Raw genomic sequence first — 18,939 nt, 5'->3', positions numbered from 1 at the left:
ACGCTCACAAACATGAATCCAATCAGGGTATTTTTAGTAGAGGACGACCCCGTCTGGCGCAAAGGTCTCATTGACTTCCTGAACAAAGAACCGGATCTCACCGTAGTAGGGGAAGCCGGGTTCAAAGCAGAAGCAATCGAGCGCTTTTTGCCTGCCAAAGCGGATGTCGTCTTAATGGACATTAACTTGACCGAGAACAATCTGGACGGAATCGAAACGGCAATCGAATTCATGGCACTCCAAGCTGACAGTAAAATCATCATGCTCACCTCTCTGACAGACGAGGCAGTGATCGTGGAATCCTTCTCAGCCGGTGCCGTCAATTACATCAGCAAATCGAGCTTCAAGGAAATTCCCGACGCTATCCGTGCTGCTCACAACAGCCAATCTGCCATTCACCCTACGGCAGCTGCGGCACTTCGCAACGAATTTTTGCGTTTGAAAAACGATGAAAATCAAAAGCTGTTATCTCCCGCAGAAAGGGACATCCTACAACTAATCCACCAAGGTCATACGCAGACGCAGATTGAACAATCTCTCCACATCACGAAGCGTACGATCAAAAATCACATCAACCGAATCCTCAAAAAAATGGGCGTCAAAACAAGCAAGGAAGCGGCCGCAAAAGCCAGCCAAAAAAAGCTATTCTAGGTCTTATTACCAGGTACCAATGAATGTTGGTACTTTTTTTACATGCTCCACTCCTTACAATTAAAAGTGTGAGATCAAAAAGTCGACTTTTCAGCATCAAGAAAATGGCGAGAAGCTGAAGAAGGAGGAGCGGAGTGTAGGGGACCTACATGAGCACCGGACTTCGAAGGTGAACGCCAGTTTCGATGCCGAATAAGCTTTCGAAACTACTTCATGATCAAAAGTCGACTTTTTGATCAACCTCTAATTATCCCTTGTAAAGGTGTGGTCCACATGGCCCTTATTTATTCTTTCTTAAAAACGTTATTGATGTTATGGTTCCGTCCTCGTGTGCTTGGACTCTCCAAAATCGACTTGTCGAAGCCATCTCTTATCACTCCCAATCACATCTCCTTGCTAGATGCGGTACTCCTATCCTTTTGCTTGCCAAAAGAAGCGACCTTTGTCGTCAACACGGAGATCGCCAAGCGGTTTGCGTTTTTCCTCCGCTTCCGCAAGCATATCGCAATCGATCCGCTCAACCCGTACTCCATCCGCCACATGCTCCGCGTCCTCCGCAACGGACAGACGCTGGTGATTTTTCCAGAAGGTCGGATCACGACGACGGGCGGCATCATGAAAATCTACAGCGGTGTCGGCTATCTCGCTCTGCGAACTGGTGTAACGGTTTACCCGATCATCATTAAAGGCCTGGAACGTTCGATCTTCTCGTATTTGAAAGGAAAGCTGAAGCTCTCCTGCTTCCCTGATGTAACCATGACAGTAGGCACTCCGTTCACCATCGAGCGCGATCAAAACCTATCGATGCGCGAACAAAAAGCCACGGCCAATGATCGTATTCTGCGTATTCTCCAAGAAGGCTTGTTCGAGAGCCGGATGAAGCAAAACGTGAATCTGTTTGATGAAGTTCTCGAAGCAGCTCGCCTGAATGGTGCAAAAATGGAAATCGCCAAAGATCTGACGTCAGCGATCGACTACAAGACCTTGTTAATCGGTAGCTACTTACTCGGCAACAAATTGCAGCCAATGCTCTTGGGAAAACCGGTTGTCGGTATATTCCTTCCCAATTCAGTAGGTCATCTCGTAACGTTACTATCGTTGTTCCGCATCGGTGCCACTCCAGCCATCCTGAACTTTTCACTTGGCATTCGTTCGCTACTGGATTGCTGTGAGACTGCTCATATCGATACGATCCTGACCTCGCGTGTATTCATTGAAAAAGGGAAGCTGGAGCACATCATCGCAGGTCTTTCACCGAGCATGAAAATTATTTATCTTGAGGATTTGAAAGCATCCGCGACTGCTTTTGACAAAGTGTCCGCACTCTTCTCTTATTTGCGGAAGAAAAAAGCTTCAGCGGCTAAGAACGAGCTGATCCTCTTCACCTCTGGCAGTGAGAGCAAGCCAAAAGGTGTCATCCTGACGCATACGAATCTGTACGCGAATATTCAACAAGTGACCAGCGTGATCGATATCACGAGTCGCGACAAGTTTTTCAATGCACTGCCGATGTTCCACAGCTTCGGACTAACCGTAGGAACGCTTGTGCCAGTCGTCAAAGGAATTCCAGTCTATCTGTACCCAAGTCCGTTGCATTACAAGGCGATTTCGGAATTGGTCTACGATCAAAACGCAACGATCCTCTTCGGAACCTCAACCTTTATGGCTGGTTACGGGCGTATGGCCCACCCTTACAACTTCTACTCCCTGCGCTACGTATTTGCAGGAGCAGAAAAACTGAAGGACGATGTGCGCAAGCTGTGGATGGAAAAGTTCGGTGTACGGATTTTTGAAGGCTATGGGGCAACGGAAACAGCACCGATCCTGTCACTCAACACGCCGCTGGCTAACAAACCAGGAACCGTTGGGCGTTTGATGCCAGGAATGTCCGTCAAGCTGGAAGCAGTAGAAGGAATCGAGGCTGGCGGAGAGCTTTTGGTGAAGGGTCCAAACGTCATGAAGGGTTATATGATTCACGGAAAAGGCTTTGTTCCCGCTGAGGAATGGTACCACACAGGTGATTTGGTTACAGCTGACAAGGACGGCTTTCTCAGCATCCAATCCCGTCTGAAGCGCTTCGCCAAAATCGGCGGCGAGATGGTTTCGCTCAATCTGGTTGAAGAACTGGCTATGCAATGCTTCGGACACTCCGGTTTTGCTGCGATCACAGTGAATGATGCGCGAAAAGGGGAGCGTGTCCTGCTATTTACCACAGATGAATCGGTTCAACTGAGCCAATTGCGCGCGTATTTGACGGAAAAACAATACTCGCCATTGCTCATCCCAGGTACGATGCAAGTCATCAAGGCTCTACCACTTCTCGGTAGCGGCAAAACGGATTACGTCAGTCTGAAACAGCTGGTCGAAACGGGAGGAAAATGATGTGAACATACGATTAAAACCACTACAAGCCCTGTACTTCACTCAATTTCTATCGGCCTTTGCCGACAACATGATTTTGTTTGTCATCGCGAATCTGCTGCGGGAGAACGGTTTTTCTCCCGCGATGCTTGCACTCGTATCGATTTCATTCTTTCTCCCCTACGTTTTTCTCGCTCCACTGGTTGGGCCTTTTGCCGACAAGCACGCCAAATCTATCGTGCTGGTGATCGGCAACCTGATTAAAGCGCTTGGTGTCGTCCTGCTGTTTTTCATTGACCAGTCGAGCATCTTGATGCTGATGTTGTGTTACTTCACAGTAGGAGTCGGAGCGGTCGTGTATTCTCCGGCCAAGTATGGAATCTTGCCGGAGCTGACTCGAAATGAAGATGAACTGTTTCATGCGAATGCACGCATCGAAGCCTATACGATCTTTGCGATTTTGACAGGAATCGGTGGTGGTGGAGCCATCGCGAACATGACAGCGCCGCTTATCTCGTCAGGAATTTGTCTGCTGATCTATCTGCTGTCGCTCGGTATGACTTTCTTCATTCCGCGTATGAGAGGGAATGCATCGATTCGCTATGGAGCTGAAGCACGACGCTTTTTCATCGACTTCCAGCACTTGATGAATCGCCCGGAAACGAGCTTTGCCCTGATTGGAACCGGAGCATTCTGGATGTCCTCTGCTGTCCTGCGTGTGGCCGTTCTGGCCTGGATTCCCCTCGCGCTTGGGATTAACCCGGAAAGCTTCTCTGTATCGCTGATTCTCGCAACGACATCCATCGGAATTATCGCCGGAGCTTTTCTGGCTCCCAAGCTCATTCCATTGTCTCATTTCACTCGATCGCTGACATACGGATTCGGAATGTTTCTCATCATCGTGCTATTCCCTTGGACGAACATCACCTTTGTTGCCATCAGTCTATTGCTTCTCGTCGGGTTCATGGGAGGCGTGTTCATTATCCCGATGAATACCGTCTTGCAGGACGAAGGCAAGCGGATGGTTGGTTCCGGGAAAACGATTGCGATTCAGAACTTCATCGAGAATCTGCTAATGGCAGTAGGCTCCGGCATTTACTACCTGATCACCTATATCGGCATCTCCGTCTCTGGTGCGATTGTTGGTCAAGGGTTGCTGTTGCTCGGGTTCCTGGTGTACTTGGTGAAGTATCGCAGAAGAATCGTTCGTTGACAGATTGGCGTCATAGAAAAAGTAAAAGCCGTGACTACTCGCGTCACGGCTTTCTTGCGTTCATCTCTGTTATTTCTTTTGCTGCGTTTTGGTTGTCGGTGTGACCGATTTTTCCGCAGCCTTTCTCGCTTCGTTCAGCTGATGATAAAATTCACCTTTTGTTTTGATTGTCGCGAGCTTCGCTGCATCGACTTTTGCTTTTGCAGATAGCTCGGTGATTTCTTCTTTGGTTACCGCGTCCTTGATGTTGATGGAAGCGATATTGGTGTATTTGCCATCTGCCGTTTTCGGAGCGCTCAGAATGCCTGCATTGATCAGCTCTACTACGTCCTTGCGTTCAGGTGCAGTGGTGTCCACACCTGTAATCTTCCAGTTGTTTTGTACTTTTGGCTCGTAAACGCCCTTTTTCACTTCTTTCAGGTACGCAATAGCACGGTTGCGGATCGTTCCACCCGTTTCACCAAACGCACTGTTGTCTTTGGAAGACCACAGCTGTTCGAACTTGCGTCCTTCCAACGCGCCACCTTTTGCCTGCAAAGCTTCCATCCGGTATGAGTTCATTCCGAGCTTCAAGGTATCTTCAGCCTTGATCGGTTTCTCATCGAGCTTGCGCAGGTTCGTGATGCGGCTGCCGTATGGCTTGGTCAGGTCGATTTCGTATTTCACGCCACCGAAGAAATCGTTGGTGCTGTATTTGGAAGCGCGGCGTTTTGGATCAAAGCTAACTGTCACATCACCAGGGCGCGTGGAATTGAAGTAGCCCACAGCCCATTCCATGTAGTCCTTCAAGTCTTTTCCGGTTACTTTGTAAACGGTAATCTCGCCACCCGCGTATTGGTAGTTGTAGGCGATATCCTTTTTCTTGATCGGACCTACGTCCAGCTTTGCTTTGTCGTTGTCGATCTGGTGAGCAACCACGTCTGCTTTGCTATAGTAGAGCATCACTTCATGGAAAAAGTCGGATAGCGGCGTCTCCTGAATTTGTACCGTCGGGATGCCCTCGACCTCGTTTTTCGGTACCAGGTTCATGCCTTTGAGCTCTGCTACGACGATGTTGGCATCTGCACGCGCGAAATCATGAAAAGGCTGGAGCTTGGTCTCCAACGCTGCATCGGATACCGCTGGTGTGCCATCTGCGCCTTTTACAGGGACCGCAGTCGCTTCCTTGTTAGTCAGCACGACCTTGCCGTCTTTCTTTTCGAAAGTCAGGTCAATGCGAGAAAGATGCGTACCGTATTTGTCCGGCTCTGTGATCAGGACGCCGTTGATCTCTTCCTTTTTCACGAGCTTGTGCATGTGACCTGCAAAAATCGCAGTCAGCTCTGGAACGGCGTTTGCGATATCTGCTACACCCGTCCCCGGAATTCCGTTTTCATTCTCGATGCCCATGTGCATGAGACCGATCATGACGTCTACTTTGCCTTCCAGCTCTTTTACGGCTTTCTTGGTTTCTTCTACCGGGTTTTTGATCACGAGGCCATCCAGATGATCGGTCCCTTTTTCGAAATCAGTAATCATCGGCGTGTTCATCCCAATGACGCCGATTTTTACACCAGCACGCTCAATGATCGTGTACGCAGGCAAGAAGCGCTCGCCATTTTCCTTGTAAATGTTCCCTGCCAAAACAGAGCCTTTGTATTGGCTGCTGACCTTGTCCAAAACATCGAGTCCAAAATTAAATTCATGATTGCCAAAAGCCCACGCGTCATAGTTCATTTCGTTCATAGCGACCATGATAGGAGACTGCGGTTGGTCGTTAAAAAGCTCTGCCGAGTTGTCTTGGATCGAATCGCCTGCATCCAGCAATACGGTGTTCGGATTTTCTTTGCGAATCTCTTTAATCATCGTGAACAACTGCGTCATGCTGCCATTTGGATTCGGGCCATCCAGAGCATAATCCCACGGCATGAATCGTCCGTGAATGTCAGATGTACCCAGCAACGTAATTTTGGTAGGCGTTTCTGCGGCCTTTACCGGTGCGGCGATCCCCATCATCGCACTGCCTAACACCATGGATGTAAGTGCTACACTTAATAAGCCCTTCGCTAGTTTTTTCATGTTTTCCCCTCTGTCTCTCTTAATCTGTCAATGCCCCTCGATGGTGTTGCTCTAATTGTCCTCCTGTTCTATTTTGTATGAAAATTCTGGGTTGCTATCTAACTATAGCAGGCATATGGAAGGAAAAATAGCAAAAAAGCCGTGACGTAAATGTCACGACTTGATCGCTGCATAATTCTGCAAACACTCCAAAAAGAGTTCTCCGTATTTCTCGAATTTCGCCTCGCCTACTCCTTTGATCTGGAGCATGGCCTGTTTGTCAGTCGGACAAACACTGCTCATTTCCTTCAAGGTACTGTCTGGGAAAATCACGTACGGCGGTACTTTTTGTCGCGTCGAGATTTCCTTGCGCAATGCACGTAGATGCTCGAACAACTCGTCATCCTCTGTTAGCTGTACAGGACGTATCGAGATTTTTTGCACGACGCGCGCTTCGCCCCTCAGAACAGGCAATGCCCGCTCCCCCAGCTTTACGATTGGATATTGGCTCTCCGTCACTTGCAAATAGCCTTCGGCAATGAGGAGCTGGATCAAGTCTGCGATCTCTTTTTCCTTGTATTCCTTCATCAAACCATACGTAGGCAACTCGTCGAAGGAAAACTGGGTGACCTTTTTATTCTTGGAGCCTTTGAGTACCTGCGCGACGAGTGCGGCACCGAAGCGCTCTCTCATACGTTTGACGCAGGAGAAAATCTTCTGCGCTTCGAGCGTAATATCGGACAGCTCGGTCTCATCGGTGCAGTTCCCACAGCGCCCGCACGTGACAGCATCTGTTTCGCCGAAGTATTGCACGATGTTTTGCTGCAAGCAGCGCGGCGTCCGGCAATAGTCGATCATCGCGTACAGCTTTTTGTACTCAAGCTCCTTGCGCTCGTCCAGCAGTTGATTCTGCTCGATGAAAAACGTTTGCGTCTGGATATCCTGTGGCTGAAACAGTAGAATACACTCACTTGGCTCCCCATCGCGTCCCGCACGGCCTGCTTCTTGGTAATACGCCTCTAGGTTTTTCGGCATGTTGTAATGAATGACGTAGCGCACATTGGACTTGTCGATGCCCATACCAAATGCGTTGGTCGCGATCATCGTCCGGACATCATCGTACAGAAATGCCTCCTGGTTGGCCGCACGCTCCTCTTCCGTCAGTCCTGCATGGTATTTGGTCACAGCAAAGCCACGCTTGTCCAAGTCTGCATGCAAGGCGTCCACGTCTTTTCTCGTTGCCGCATAAATAATGCCCGCCTGCTGCTTATTCGCACGCAAGTACGCCTGAATGAATTCTCGACGGTTCTCCCCCTTGCGTACAGACAAGATGAGATTGTCTCTGCCAAAGCCTGTGATAAAAAGGCGCTCGTCCTGTAATTCTAGCTGTAGCTTGATGTCCTCTGTTACCTCCGGAGTCGCTGTCGCCGTCAAGGCTGCGACGAGCGGGCGCTGTGGCAAGGATCGAAGAAAACGGGCAATCGCCAAATAGCTCGGACGGAAATCGTGTCCCCACTGCGAGACGCAATGCGCTTCGTCCACTGCTATAAACGAAATCGGTACATCCTGAATCAGGTTTTGGAACGCCTCGGATTCCAAACGCTCTGGAGCGATATACAACAGCTTGTACTCTCCTCGAGCCGCCATACGCAGTCGGTCGCGAACCTCACTATAATCCAGTGAGCTGTTAATTTGGGTGGCGGGAATGCCCATGCTGACCAGCACGTCGACCTGATCCTTCATCAGCGAGATGAGTGGGGAGATCACGATGGTTACGCCGTCCTGGAGCATCGCTGGGACTTGATAACAGATGGATTTCCCGCCACCTGTGGGCATGATGCCTACGGTGTCATGTCCAGCTAACAGGCTCGTGATGATTTTCTTCTGGCCTTCACGAAATGATTCGTAGCCAAAGTACTTTCGTAAAATCTCTTGCGCTTTATCTAACAAAGAGAATCACCTTCTCTTTCGACAGGAATTTTCAATGGGTCTCTATTAGTGTAAACAAAGGGATTGGGACAAAACAAGGGGGGACTGGTTTGTTTGAGTCAACATTGTGGAGGAGAAGAAAAAGCACAGTTCTCTTCGACTCTGACACGCCCGCAAGGGTGATTCACTGTCCGTCTCCACTTAAAAAAGGGGACCGTCGAGCCAAAGCCACCCTACGGGCGGAAGGTTCTCAAGGGAGAAGTGTTCGACAAGCGTGGTCCCCTTTTTTAAGTTCCGACTGGGTAGGCGTTGTCAAGGTCTGCGAGCCCTGTGCTTTTTCTTCTCACCGGCCTTGTCGGTCATCCATACCTTTTCAAAAATAATAAAAAAAGCACCACATGGGTGCCTCATAAGTTAGCCTATGAAGAGATAGAAAAGATGAACCGCTTTTTCTGTATTACCCAAATGAACAAGTACACGATATATCCGATCATCCCGCCCGCTGTATTCAGGAGTAAATCATCGACATCAAACGTTCCTACATCCATCACGAGCTGTGTCAGCTCCACACCGAGGCTCAGCATCAGGGATAGCAGGGTGACTCTGAACAGGGAACCGGTTTGTTTCGGAAACAGGAGCGGCAGCAGGAAGCCTAGCGGCATGAATGCGATCACGTTGCCTACGAAGTTCACGGCACTATGCCAGCTTTGATAATACCGTATCCCTTTGACATAGTTTTCGATTTCATGAAACGGCACCAAATTACTTTGGTAACGCAACCGCTTCACAATCACAGACGGATCGCTCCAAATGATTTTCCACTGATCTACTAACAAGCTGGTATCCAAACTGCCGAATTTAAACAGCAATATTTTCACGACGAGAAACAAATAAAGGGCAAACACTGCATAACCAGCAATAGCAAGCAGCTCTGTTGGTCTCTCCATTTTTTGCACGTTATCCATTGTCAAACCCTCTCTCCATCAGTTTTTTTGTCTCTGTAAAACGAGTTGCATCTCCTTCAGCGCCCATCACGACAGAAATGAGCCGCTTGTCCCCCCGCTTCGCTGTTGCCGTGAAGTAATACCCGGCAGCATTGGTATAACCCGTTTTGAGCCCGTCTAGCCCTGCGATACTCCAATCAGCGTTTTCCCCATCGAGCTTGAGGTTGTTTGTATTGGATAGCTCGCCCGTCCATTTGACAACATCGGGGAAGTCGTTGAGCAAGTGGTACGCGAGCATTCCTACATCGCGAGTCGTCATTTCGTTTTGCCCATATCCAGTATCCAATCCGGTCGCATTTACAAACGAGGATGACCTCAGATTCAGCTCGGCTGCCTTCAAATTCATTTGTTCCGCAAATGCGGAGGTGCTGCCTGCCAAATATTCGCCGATTGCCACCGCTGCATTGTTTGCAGAGCCGATCGCCATCGCTTCATACAAATCTTTTATCGGATAGGCCTCTCCTGCGACAAGATGGACCCGTGATCCCCCAGTCGCAGCCGCATTCTCAGATACGACGATCTGGTCATCCCAATCGACTCGCTCTTCCTTAATGGCTTCGAGGAGCATATATTCGGTCATCATTTTTGACATACTTGCTACCGGGTAAGGCGTATCCGCATTTTGTTCGTACATGATTTCTCCTGTCTGGCTATCCAACAGAATCGCTGCCTGTGCATCGACCTTCTCGTATGTTTTTTCTGTTAGTGTAATGGGTCCTTGGAATTTCCAATCTGCTTCTACTGAGTCTGAATCGCGCAAAAGCGTCAACCCGACGAATATAGTCAGCATGAGCACAGCCCATGTTGTTTTCCTCATAAAAAAAGCCCTCCTACATCTGCAAAAACAAAGGTTGTAACCTTCATGCAGTCAGGATAGACTTTTCGATTAAAATTAACGGAAACGAAAGGTAAAGAAAAAGTAAAGCTTTTCTCAAATGCTTGAAATTGTATGTGGGAGCCAAACCGTGAAGGTCGTCCATTCCTTTGTACTTTCGACAGAAATGCTGCCTTGGTGTAGGTCGATGATGCTTTTGGCGATAGCGAGACCGAGACCCGAGCCTCCTGTCTCTTTCGAACGTGAGCCCTCCACCCGAAAAAAGCGTTCAAACAAGCTCGGCACATATTCAGCCGGGATCGGCGCTCCGTTATTGGCGACAGAAATCGCGATACCTTCTTCTTGCTGGAAGACGCGAATGACAATTTCCGTACCATCGCGTCCGTATTTCACAGCATTGGAAATGAGGTTTTCCAGAACACGAACGAGCTTGTCGGTATCTCCTGCCATTTCAATTTTTTGATCAGGCGTATCTACGACTAAACGCAGCCCTGCCTCATTCGCTACGAGTCGAAAGCCTACCGATACTTGCTCAACCAGCTCTACCAAGTCAAACTCCGTTCGGTTTAAATATGCCCCGCGATTGCGGACCTTCGTGTACTCAAACAAATCATTGACGAGCACATTCATCTGCTTGGCCTTCTCGTAGGCGATATGGGCGTAATGCTTGAGCTTCTCTTCGTCCTTGTATTTGTTCTGCTCAATCAGTCCTAGGTAGCCAATGATGGAGGTCAACGGTGTTCGCAGATCATGGGAAACGTTGGTGATCAGCTCATCCTTCGATTGTTCCAGCCGCCGCTCCTCCTCCATCGCATCCAAGGCGCTTTTGACCAGAGCATGGATGCTATCGACGACTTGGCCCAAGCTGCCGTTCGGACGAATGGAAATCTGGTGATGATAATTGCCTTTTGCAATGAAATGCAGCTCGCTTATGATTTGCGCCATCTGCTTTTGTTCCAGGTACTTGCGGATACGAACGACCGACCACGCCGCAAACATACCGGTTGCCAACAAAATAATTGGGATTTTGAAGGAGTTGATATCGAAATTGATCCGCAACCTCCAGATAAACTCTCTGATTTCCGGGATGGTGTACAAATAGTTGTTAGCAAAAAAATCAGCCATCTGAAAAACAGCGTAGATGATCATGAGGCCAAGCAGCAAATCGAAAAGGATGCGGATAAAATCCTTGGCTCTAAGCTTCAATTTTATAGCCGACCCCCCAGACCGTCTGTATCACCTTTTCGCCATTGGTCGCCTTCTCCAGTTTTTCCCGCAGGTTGCTGATGTGAACCATCACCGTCTTGTAGGAAACGAAATTCTCCATTTTCCAGCAACGGTCAAAAATTTCTTCCGAGCTGAATACTCGATTCGGATGACTTGCCAGAAGATGCAGGACGGAAAATTCCAATGCCGTCAGCTTGACCGGGGTGCCTTCTTTTGTCTGAACGAAGTGACTTTGCTTGTCGATAATCAATGGCCCCGCCTCAATCACATGATCCTGTTTGCTTGCCTGCGTGTAGTTCGACCGTCGCAGGAGAGACTTGACCCGCGCAATCACTTCCAACGGATTAAACGGCTTCGCTACGTAATCGTCTGCGCCCGTCATCAAGCCCAGGATTTTGTCCATATCATTCGTTTTGGCACTCGCCATCAGAATGGGGATGGTCGAGTTTTTTCGTATTCGCTTGGTAACTTCCAGCCCATCCAGATTGGGCATCATCACATCCAGAATGACGAGATCGATTGGTTTCTGCTCCAGCCTCTCCATCGCTTCCAGACCGTCAAAAGCCTTTTCGATCTCATACCCCTCGTTGCTCAAATATATCGCCATCAGCTCTACAATCTCTTTGTCGTCATCTACAATCAAAATCCTCACGGACAAACACCTCCGAACTCGTACATGATAGATATAGATAGCATCACTATAACAAGAATTGTTTAAGAAAAGGTAAAGCAAGTAATTGTTCATTATCATTATCGCCATTCCGTTCACGAGACCAACCGAGCGAATGAGAGAGCAATATTTCAAACATCCCCTTGTGTTATAACTAACTTGAATTTCAATCAAGGGAGATGAAACCATGAGTAATTTGAAAGGGAAAATTGCATTGGTTACCGGAGCAAGCCGTGGGATTGGTCGTGGCATCGCATTACGTCTGGCACAGGATGGCGCATTGGTCGTCGTACACTATGGAAGACGACAAGAAGAAGCTGAAGCAGTCGTATATGAGATTGAACAAACGGGAGGCCAAGCATTCGCAATCGGTGCGGACTTGCGCACCCTTGACGGCATTCGCGATTTCTATGCGACATTGGACGAAGCACTGCAGAAACGTACAGGGGATCATCATTTTGACATTCTCGTCAATAACGCAGGCATCGGACAAATCTTAACCTTGGAAGAGGCTACCGAGGAATCGTTTGACGAGGTCATGAACATCAATGTCAAAGCACCGTTTTTTATGATCCAACAAGCTTTGCCCCACCTAAGAGAGGAAGGCCGTATCATCAATCTCTCATCCTTTGTGACTCGTGCAGCTTCCCCAAGTGTGTTTACTTATAGTATATCGAAGGGGGCTATTAACACACTGACGCTAGCTCTGGCTAAACAACTGGGGAGCCGTCATATTACGGTAAACGCGATCCTGCCTGGCATTATTAATACGGAGATGAATGCTGGCACGTTGCAAAATAATCCGGATGGGCAGAAGTACGCCGCTGGACTTTCCACCTTCAACAGATGGGGAGAGCCTGATGATGTAGCGGATATTGCCGCCTTTCTCGCTTCCTCGGACAGCCGTTGGGTAACCGGTCAATTGATTGACGCCAGTGGGGGTTCGCATCTGTAATGGTTCTAAAAAAAAATAACCGATGACCACAATCACGGGAGCATCGGTTATTTTTATGAAGATACTATTCTTTTGGATGAATCATTTGTTCAGGGCGCACGACTTGATCAAATTGCTCTTCGGTCAGCAAATTGCTCTTGATCGCCGCTTCCTTGAGTGTGATGCCTTCTTTGTGAGCCAGCTTCGCTACGGCTGCCGCATTTTCATAGCCGATATGCGGGTTCAGTGCCGTCACCAGCATCAACGAGTTGTTCAGGTTTTCTTTGATCACTGTCAGATCAGGCTCGATGCCTACTGCGCAATTGTCGTTGAAGGACTTCATCGCGTCTGCCAACAATCTTGCGGATTGCAGGAAATTGTAGATGATCACTGGCTTAAACACGTTCAGCTCGAAGTTCCCCTGGCTAGCAGCAAAGCCAATGGCAGCATCGTTGCCCATCACTTGGCATACGACCATTGTCATCGCTTCGCTTTGGGTCGGATTCACCTTGCCTGGCATGATGGAGCTGCCTGGCTCGTTCGCCGGAATGATAAGTTCACCGATTCCGCAACGTGGGCCGCTCGCCAGCCATCTCACATCATTGGCGATTTTCATCAGATCCGCAGCCAGTGCTTTCAGGGCGCCATGTACATGAACGAGCTCGTCATGGCTGGTCAGCGCGTGGAACTTGTTTTCTGCGGTCACGAATTGGTGCTTCGTTTCCTTGCTGATTTCTGCTGCGACCATTTCACCGAAGCGCGGGTGCGCATTGATGCCTGTTCCTACCGCTGTACCGCCAATCGCCAGCTCACGCAGGTACTCATTGCTCTCCTTGATCATCTTTTCCGATTTTTCCAGCATGCGTACCCAACCGCTGAATTCTTGGCCCAGCGTCAGCGGAGTCGCGTCCTGCAAATGCGTGCGACCGATTTTGATGATATCCATATAGGCTTCGCTTTTTTCTTTCAGCGTTGCTTGTAATAGCTTAATTGCAGGCAGTACTTGCTCCTCGATAGCGACCAGTCCAGCCATGTGCATCGCTGTCGGGAATGTATCATTGGAGCTCTGCGATTTATTCACATCATCGTTGGCGTGGATGCGAGCCGAGCTACCCTTCTCTTGCAGCAATTGGTTCGCGCGATGAGCAATGACTTCGTTGACGTTCATGTTGGATTGCGTGCCGCTGCCAGTTTGCCAGACAACCAGTGGGAAATGCTCATCCCATTTTCCTTGGACCACTTCATCTGCTGCCGCCACAATCGCTTCTGCCTTTTCATTGTCGAGCTTGCCCAGCTTTTGATTCGCTAGAGCAGCGCTTTTTTTCAGGATGGCAAACATGCGAATCAGTGGAAGTGGCATTTTTTCTTCGCCGATTTCAAAGTTTTGGAAGCTGCGTTGTGTTTGGGCGCCCCACAGCTTATCCGCCGGAACCTTGATTTCCCCAATCGTGTCCTTTTCAATTCTGAATTCCATCTCGCATCCTCCTCAATATCGAACGTTTTACTTATGTCAAAAAGGAAATGAACCAGTTCTTCTCCATTAAAATGATAATGATTTTCATTCTTGTTATCAAGAGATGAAGTGTTTTTTTGGGAAAAATGAAAAAGAACTTTGTCCTCCAACGGTTGGGGTCGGGGGAAGCCCTGCCACATGTCTTCCAGTCGCCTGTATCCTCACTTCGTTCGGGCGGTCTCCTTCCAGACATGTGACAGTGCTTTCGTACAGCTTATTTGTAGTAGGAGGTTTTACAACGTTTTTTAAGCGATTCAGGGAGACTTCATGAGCTCCCTTTCAAGAAGTAAACAAAAAGCCGCGTAGAAGAAGCGCATTTCCAGTCCAAGCGCCTCTGTAGCCCGACCCAGCGCAGGGAAAAATGGGGGGGAATTTCAGCTTCACTTATGAAATCCTTCTTCGAAACATCTACGTTTGAAGCGCTCCCGCCATTTTTTCCGAAGCGGACAGTCTTCACCCTCAGCAGGGCGGAGGCCGAAGCGTAGACTGGAAATGCGCTTCTTCCCTCACGACAGCAACTAAAAAAGACGAAAGCCACACATGGCCTCCGTCTTCTAGTATTCCTTATTATCTGCTTTCTACTTCTACCGAAATGACGTGATCGACGGCCTTCAGCAAGCTGTATATATCCGTCGTATACGTATTTTCCGATGCTGTAATCATCATTTCCAGCTTTTGCAAACTATTGTCCAAGTCTTTGACCTTCACCCGCTTCACTTGCAGTTCGAGGTGCTTAATCTGCTTGAACACCAAATCCAAATCGCCCCCGCCTTCGACCACAATCTTGATCGACAAATCTCTTTGTCTGAGCGATTCTGGACCAATCAAGCGAAGAAGGATCGGGAACAAATTAATCGCCAAAATAATGAGGATCGTCGCGGTCACTGCCTCAAAATAAAATCCTGCTCCTACTGCAATCCCAAGTCCAGAAGCTGCCCAGACCATCGATGCTGTGGTCAAACCCGAAATGACATCATTACTCCGGCGTAGAATAACACCAGCCCCAAGGAAACCTACACCGCTCACAATTTGAGCAGCTAAGCGCAGAGGGTCCATATTTGTGTGTCCAGGCAAGGAGAACCGATGCACGGATTCAATCGAGACAATCGTAATGAGACAGCTCGCAACCGAAATAACCATGCTGGTTTTTACACCCAGCGGCTTGTGCTTGAGCTGCCGATCCATACCAATCATCAAGCCTAGAAATAGTGCAACTCCTAGTTTTAGCAAAAAATCATACGTCGTGAATACCGAGAGTGACATGAGTCTCTCCCCCCCATCTGCAATTGATGTCAGGTTATCTTCCATCGTCTATGATAAGAAGTATATCTGGTCTTTCACCTAGTGTAAACGGGGCTTTCATTCTTCATGCAAAAAGCGGAAAACCCCCACTTCAGGGATTTTCCGCTTATCTGTTTCCTTATGAATGGCTGCGAATCATGCGTTTCTGTAACGACAGCAGACGTCCAAAAAGGAAGATGGCACCAGCAGCCAATCCCGTAATCAGACCAATCCAGTATCCGAATGCTGCCAGCGAAGTGAATTTCGCCAGGATGTATCCCAAAGGCAAGCCAATCACCCAATAAGATATCAGCGCAACGATAAAGGTAACGGTCACATCCTTGTACCCACGAAGTACCCCTTGAATTGGTGCTGCGACGGCATCAGAGATCAGGAAGAGGATCGAGTACATCAAGAAATGCTGGGCAAGCTCCAACACCTCGATGTCGGTCGTGTAAAAACCAGCCACCTGCTTGCTAAACATCAGCAAGCTGATTCCGAACAAAAGGGCGATACCAAGCGCGATACCTATCCCCAAATAACTGTACTGCTTCGCGTCCCGGAACCTTTTGGCTCCAACCTCAAAGCCGACGACAATCGTCAACGCCATGGATATGCTCAATGGCACCATGTACAGGAATGATGCGAAGTTCATCGCGGCCTGATGCGCCGCAATTGTAATCGTGCTGTATTCACTCATGAACAAAGTGACGGCCGCAAAAATGCTAACCTCGCAAAAGATCGAAAATCCGATGGGAAGCCCCAGCTTCAGCAGCTCTTTCCATGCTTTCGTCGAGATACGATGAAATTGGGAGAACAAACCGAACTCAACGAATGGATGACGATTCACGACAAACAGCGTAATCAGCAAAATACACCAGTACGTTATGCCAGATGCAAGCCCGGCACCGATTCCACCCAGTCGAGGCAAACCAAAGTTACCAAAGATAAGAGCGTAGTTCAGTAGTACGTTAATCGGTAACGAAAGCAGGGTAATGAACATCGTTACCCGTGTCTGTCCTAATGCGTCGATAAAGCAACGGAACACCGTATAAAGAAACATCGGAATAATTCCAATAGCGATTGTATGCAGGAAGCCGCGAGCAATCGTGCGCACCTCAGGCTCCAATTGCATCCAGTTCAGGATCGGATCAAGCACCACACCACCGACGATGATGACACCGACCGCAATCCCCACACTCAAGTATAAGGCCTGCATAACCGTGTAAGGCACCTGATTTTGTTTCCCTGCCCCAACCATCTGTGCAACCATCGGCATGACAGCCATCAGAATCCCTGTCAAGCCTGCTTGAACAGGTGTCCATAGACTAGCCCCAATCGCTACCCCCGCCAAATCTGTCGGACTGGCATGTCCAGACATGATGGTGTCGGCGAACGTCATCGAAAACAGCGCCAGTTGTGATATCAAGATCGGAAGCAAAACAGCCAAAAACTGTCGCCATTTTTCTTTTAGCGAATAGGTTTCATTCATTTTTCATTTCCTTCTAACCTTATAAGATGGGCAACAATCCCGCATCAACTGTGGTCGGAGACTGTTTATCGTTCAAATTATAAGTATATCAAAACAAGTAGGAATCAGCAAAATAGTGGCTGCATTTACACAACAAAGCCCAGGCAGTTCACCCGGGCTTTGCAACATTATTCAGCCAGCTTCCATACATCGGCTTTCCCTGGCTCTTCGCCTTTGGTCCACCATTTCGCCTCATAAACCTTGTCTCCGTAGTTCACTTGCGCTCCGCCATCATACGCTTTGCCGGAATCCCACGACAGTACAACATCGCTCACCAGCTTCCACGCATCGGAATGGTCTGGCTTTTCTCCAGTTACCCACCATTTTGCTACGAATTCCAGTCCATCATACAAGACGCGGTCGCCCTGTACATACACAGCTGAGGAATCCCACTCGGCGATTTCACCTGGTACTTCAGGCTTTTTCTCCTTTGTGCTTGCAGCAAAAGGTGCGCTCTCTTCGGAAATATTTCCTGCGGCATCAACTGCCTTGACCGTATACGTATAAGATGTTCCTGCCGTTAATCCTTTATCAACAAAGGAAGGCTGCGCGACTGTCCCTACGCGAGAACCATCACGGTACACCTCGTATTTCACCACACCAACATTGTCACGGGAAGGACTCCACATGAGGTCGATTTCTGTCTCTGTTGGATGGTGAGTCATGATTCCTGCTGGTGCAGTCGGTGCTTCTGTATCCACGATATCTTCTGCTTTTGTGCGAACGGTAAGTGCTTTGCTAGCGTTAGACTCTTTCCCTTTGCTATCAACTGCCACAACGGTATAGCTATAAGCCGTAGCAGGCGTCAAATCTTTGTCCGTGTATGCTGTATCTTTGGTAGATGCGATTAATTTGCCATCGCGATACACGTCGTACTGCTTGATTCCCTCAGTTGCCACGGATTTTGTCCAGCCAAGCTCGATGCTTGTAGCTGTTTGCGATACGGAAGTCACATTGCCTGGAACAGTAGGCTTTTCTACGATACCTGTTCCATTGTTAATCAGATTCACGTCAATCGCCTGGTAAAAGGCCATGCCCGTATCGGCAATTTCCCAAACACCCAAAATAATGTGGTAACCGCTACGATCTGTCGGTACATTGCACGAATGCGTTACCGTGAATGGCGGTCTTTTCCCTCCGTCCTGGAACGAGCAGAACAGTTCCAGATCAGTTCGGGAAAGTGGCTTGTTTGGATTCCAATCTTTTTTCGTGATGTAATATTTCCACTCCGCTGTACTATGCGGGGCTGTCAGATTCCAAGTAAACGCATTTTGTCCACCCTGCAAGGTAATCTTGGTCCAGCGATCTGCTGTTTGTGTGTAAAGCTCAGGATAGCGGCCTGCACCGGTAAATTCACCATCGGCAGGACCAGATTGCGGGAACGAACCAATGCCCTCCACGCTTTGCGGCTCATACTGAATTTGACCGCAGCCTGTGTTTTGCCCCGTCTTACACAAGTAAGAGCGACTCGCTGGTGATTCGATGTACCCGTGTGCCGAGGCTTTCTCAGCAAACACGAGAGTAGCTGCGCCCGCCACCAGCATCATAGCCAGCATGAACAAAAGCGACAGCCCTTTACTGAACAGTGTGTTTCTCAACCCTACGTTATCCATTTATTTATCTCCTCTTTCCTGGATTAGGATCGAATACCATGTTACAGAAAATTTTCCCAATCTCCCAGATTCTGAATACCTAAACCAAAACCTACCAAATACCCGAATTCCTGTAAGGAAATAGGGAGATGATTCAGGAA

General features: G+C 48.6%; 14 protein-coding genes. 4 read left to right on the top strand and 10 right to left on the bottom strand.

Annotated features, from left to right (window positions below; genetic code table 11):
- The first annotated feature begins 12 nt into the window (after positions 1–12).
- From HP399_RS02060 to lplT, 3 genes are all read left to right on the top strand, one after another.
- Complete coding sequence (locus tag HP399_RS02060; protein WP_007724579.1) at positions 13–651, top strand: response regulator; 639 nt, start codon at positions 13–15, stop codon at positions 649–651.
- A gap of 273 nt (positions 652–924) precedes the next feature.
- Positions 925–3,033 carry an AMP-binding protein gene (locus HP399_RS02055; protein WP_173619876.1) on the top strand — a complete coding sequence of 703 codons (2,109 nt, stop codon included), beginning with the start codon at positions 925–927 and terminating at the stop codon, positions 3,031–3,033.
- Between the two features lies 1 nt (position 3,034).
- On the top strand, positions 3,035–4,225 hold the full coding sequence (gene lplT / locus HP399_RS02050) for a lysophospholipid transporter LplT (RefSeq protein WP_173619877.1): 1,191 nt from the start codon (positions 3,035–3,037) through the stop codon (positions 4,223–4,225).
- A 69-nt stretch (positions 4,226–4,294) separates the two neighbouring features.
- Here lplT and HP399_RS02045 read toward each other — a convergent pair whose 3' ends face one another.
- From HP399_RS02045 to HP399_RS02020, 6 genes are all read right to left on the bottom strand, one after another.
- On the bottom strand, positions 4,295–6,238 hold the full coding sequence (locus tag HP399_RS02045) for a bifunctional metallophosphatase/5'-nucleotidase (protein WP_370642733.1): 1,944 nt from the start codon (positions 6,236–6,238) through the stop codon (positions 4,295–4,297).
- Between the two features lie 198 nt (positions 6,239–6,436).
- The gene (recQ, locus tag HP399_RS02040; protein WP_173619879.1) at positions 6,437–8,212 is read right to left on the bottom strand and encodes a DNA helicase RecQ; all 1,776 of its coding nucleotides are present in this window, start codon (positions 8,210–8,212) and stop codon (positions 6,437–6,439) included.
- 398 nt (positions 8,213–8,610) lie between these two features.
- Positions 8,611–9,156 (bottom strand): VanZ family protein, encoded by a 546-nt coding sequence (locus HP399_RS02035; protein ID WP_173619880.1) that lies wholly within the window; start codon positions 9,154–9,156, stop codon positions 8,611–8,613.
- Positions 9,149–10,012, bottom strand: coding sequence for a D-alanyl-D-alanine carboxypeptidase family protein (locus tag HP399_RS02030; protein ID WP_173619881.1), 864 nt, complete (start codon positions 10,010–10,012; stop codon positions 9,149–9,151). Before HP399_RS02030 ends, HP399_RS02035 begins: the two co-directional genes overlap by 8 nt.
- Positions 10,013–10,126: 114 nt before the next feature.
- Positions 10,127–11,236 carry a sensor histidine kinase gene (locus HP399_RS02025; RefSeq protein ID WP_173619882.1) on the bottom strand — a complete coding sequence of 370 codons (1,110 nt, stop codon included), beginning with the start codon at positions 11,234–11,236 and terminating at the stop codon, positions 10,127–10,129.
- Positions 11,226–11,915: a response regulator transcription factor gene (locus tag HP399_RS02020; protein WP_217367750.1), complete on the bottom strand. Its 690-nt coding sequence runs from the start codon at positions 11,913–11,915 to the stop codon at positions 11,226–11,228. Before HP399_RS02020 ends, HP399_RS02025 begins: the two co-directional genes overlap by 11 nt.
- Positions 11,916–12,114: 199 nt before the next feature.
- On the opposite strand from HP399_RS02020, the gene HP399_RS02015 reads away from it, so the two are divergent.
- Positions 12,115–12,882, top strand: coding sequence for an SDR family oxidoreductase (locus HP399_RS02015; protein ID WP_173619884.1), 768 nt, complete (start codon positions 12,115–12,117; stop codon positions 12,880–12,882).
- A gap of 64 nt (positions 12,883–12,946) precedes the next feature.
- Here the strand turns inward: HP399_RS02015 and fumC are convergent, their stop codons facing one another.
- The 4 genes from fumC to HP399_RS01995 form a co-directional block, all read right to left on the bottom strand.
- Positions 12,947–14,335: a class II fumarate hydratase gene (fumC, locus tag HP399_RS02010; RefSeq protein ID WP_173619885.1), complete on the bottom strand. Its 1,389-nt coding sequence runs from the start codon at positions 14,333–14,335 to the stop codon at positions 12,947–12,949.
- 606 nt (positions 14,336–14,941) lie between these two features.
- The gene (locus HP399_RS02005; RefSeq protein WP_173619886.1) at positions 14,942–15,637 is read right to left on the bottom strand and encodes an MgtC/SapB family protein; all 696 of its coding nucleotides are present in this window, start codon (positions 15,635–15,637) and stop codon (positions 14,942–14,944) included.
- A 157-nt stretch (positions 15,638–15,794) separates the two neighbouring features.
- Positions 15,795–17,147, bottom strand: coding sequence for an MATE family efflux transporter (locus HP399_RS02000; protein ID WP_173619887.1), 1,353 nt, complete (start codon positions 17,145–17,147; stop codon positions 15,795–15,797).
- A gap of 167 nt (positions 17,148–17,314) precedes the next feature.
- Positions 17,315–18,799, bottom strand: a complete 1,485-nt coding sequence (locus HP399_RS01995) for a lytic polysaccharide monooxygenase (RefSeq protein ID WP_173619888.1) — start codon at positions 18,797–18,799, stop codon at positions 17,315–17,317.
- Between the last annotated feature and the right edge of the window lie 140 nt (positions 18,800–18,939).

The organism is Brevibacillus sp. DP1.3A (assembly GCF_013284245.2).
Lineage (GTDB): Bacteria > Bacillota > Bacilli > Brevibacillales > Brevibacillaceae > Brevibacillus.
Note: the sequence above shows the minus strand (reverse complement) of the source record. Positions and strands in the feature narration are given on the sequence as shown.

Bases quoted from the DNA above. Each gene is read 5' to 3' on its own strand.
- HP399_RS02060 (WP_007724579.1), top strand. From the start codon at position 13: ATGAATCCAATCAGGGTATTTTTAGTAGAGGACGACCCCGTCTGGCGC.
- HP399_RS02055 (WP_173619876.1), top strand. From the start codon at position 925: ATGGCCCTTATTTATTCTTTCTTAAAAACGTTATTGATGTTATGGTTC.
- HP399_RS02045 (WP_370642733.1), bottom strand. From the start codon at position 6,238: ATGGTGTTAGGCAGTGCGATGATGGGGATCGCCGCACCGGTAAAGGCC.
- HP399_RS02035 (WP_173619880.1), bottom strand. From the start codon at position 9,156: ATGGATAACGTGCAAAAAATGGAGAGACCAACAGAGCTGCTTGCTATT.
- HP399_RS02030 (WP_173619881.1), bottom strand. From the start codon at position 10,012: ATGAGGAAAACAACATGGGCTGTGCTCATGCTGACTATATTCGTCGGG.
- HP399_RS02015 (WP_173619884.1), top strand. From the start codon at position 12,115: ATGAGTAATTTGAAAGGGAAAATTGCATTGGTTACCGGAGCAAGCCGT.
- fumC (WP_173619885.1), bottom strand. From the start codon at position 14,335: ATGGAATTCAGAATTGAAAAGGACACGATTGGGGAAATCAAGGTTCCG.
- HP399_RS02005 (WP_173619886.1), bottom strand. From the start codon at position 15,637: ATGTCACTCTCGGTATTCACGACGTATGATTTTTTGCTAAAACTAGGA.
- HP399_RS02000 (WP_173619887.1), bottom strand. From the start codon at position 17,147: ATGAATGAAACCTATTCGCTAAAAGAAAAATGGCGACAGTTTTTGGCT.
- HP399_RS01995 (WP_173619888.1), bottom strand. From the start codon at position 18,799: ATGGATAACGTAGGGTTGAGAAACACACTGTTCAGTAAAGGGCTGTCG.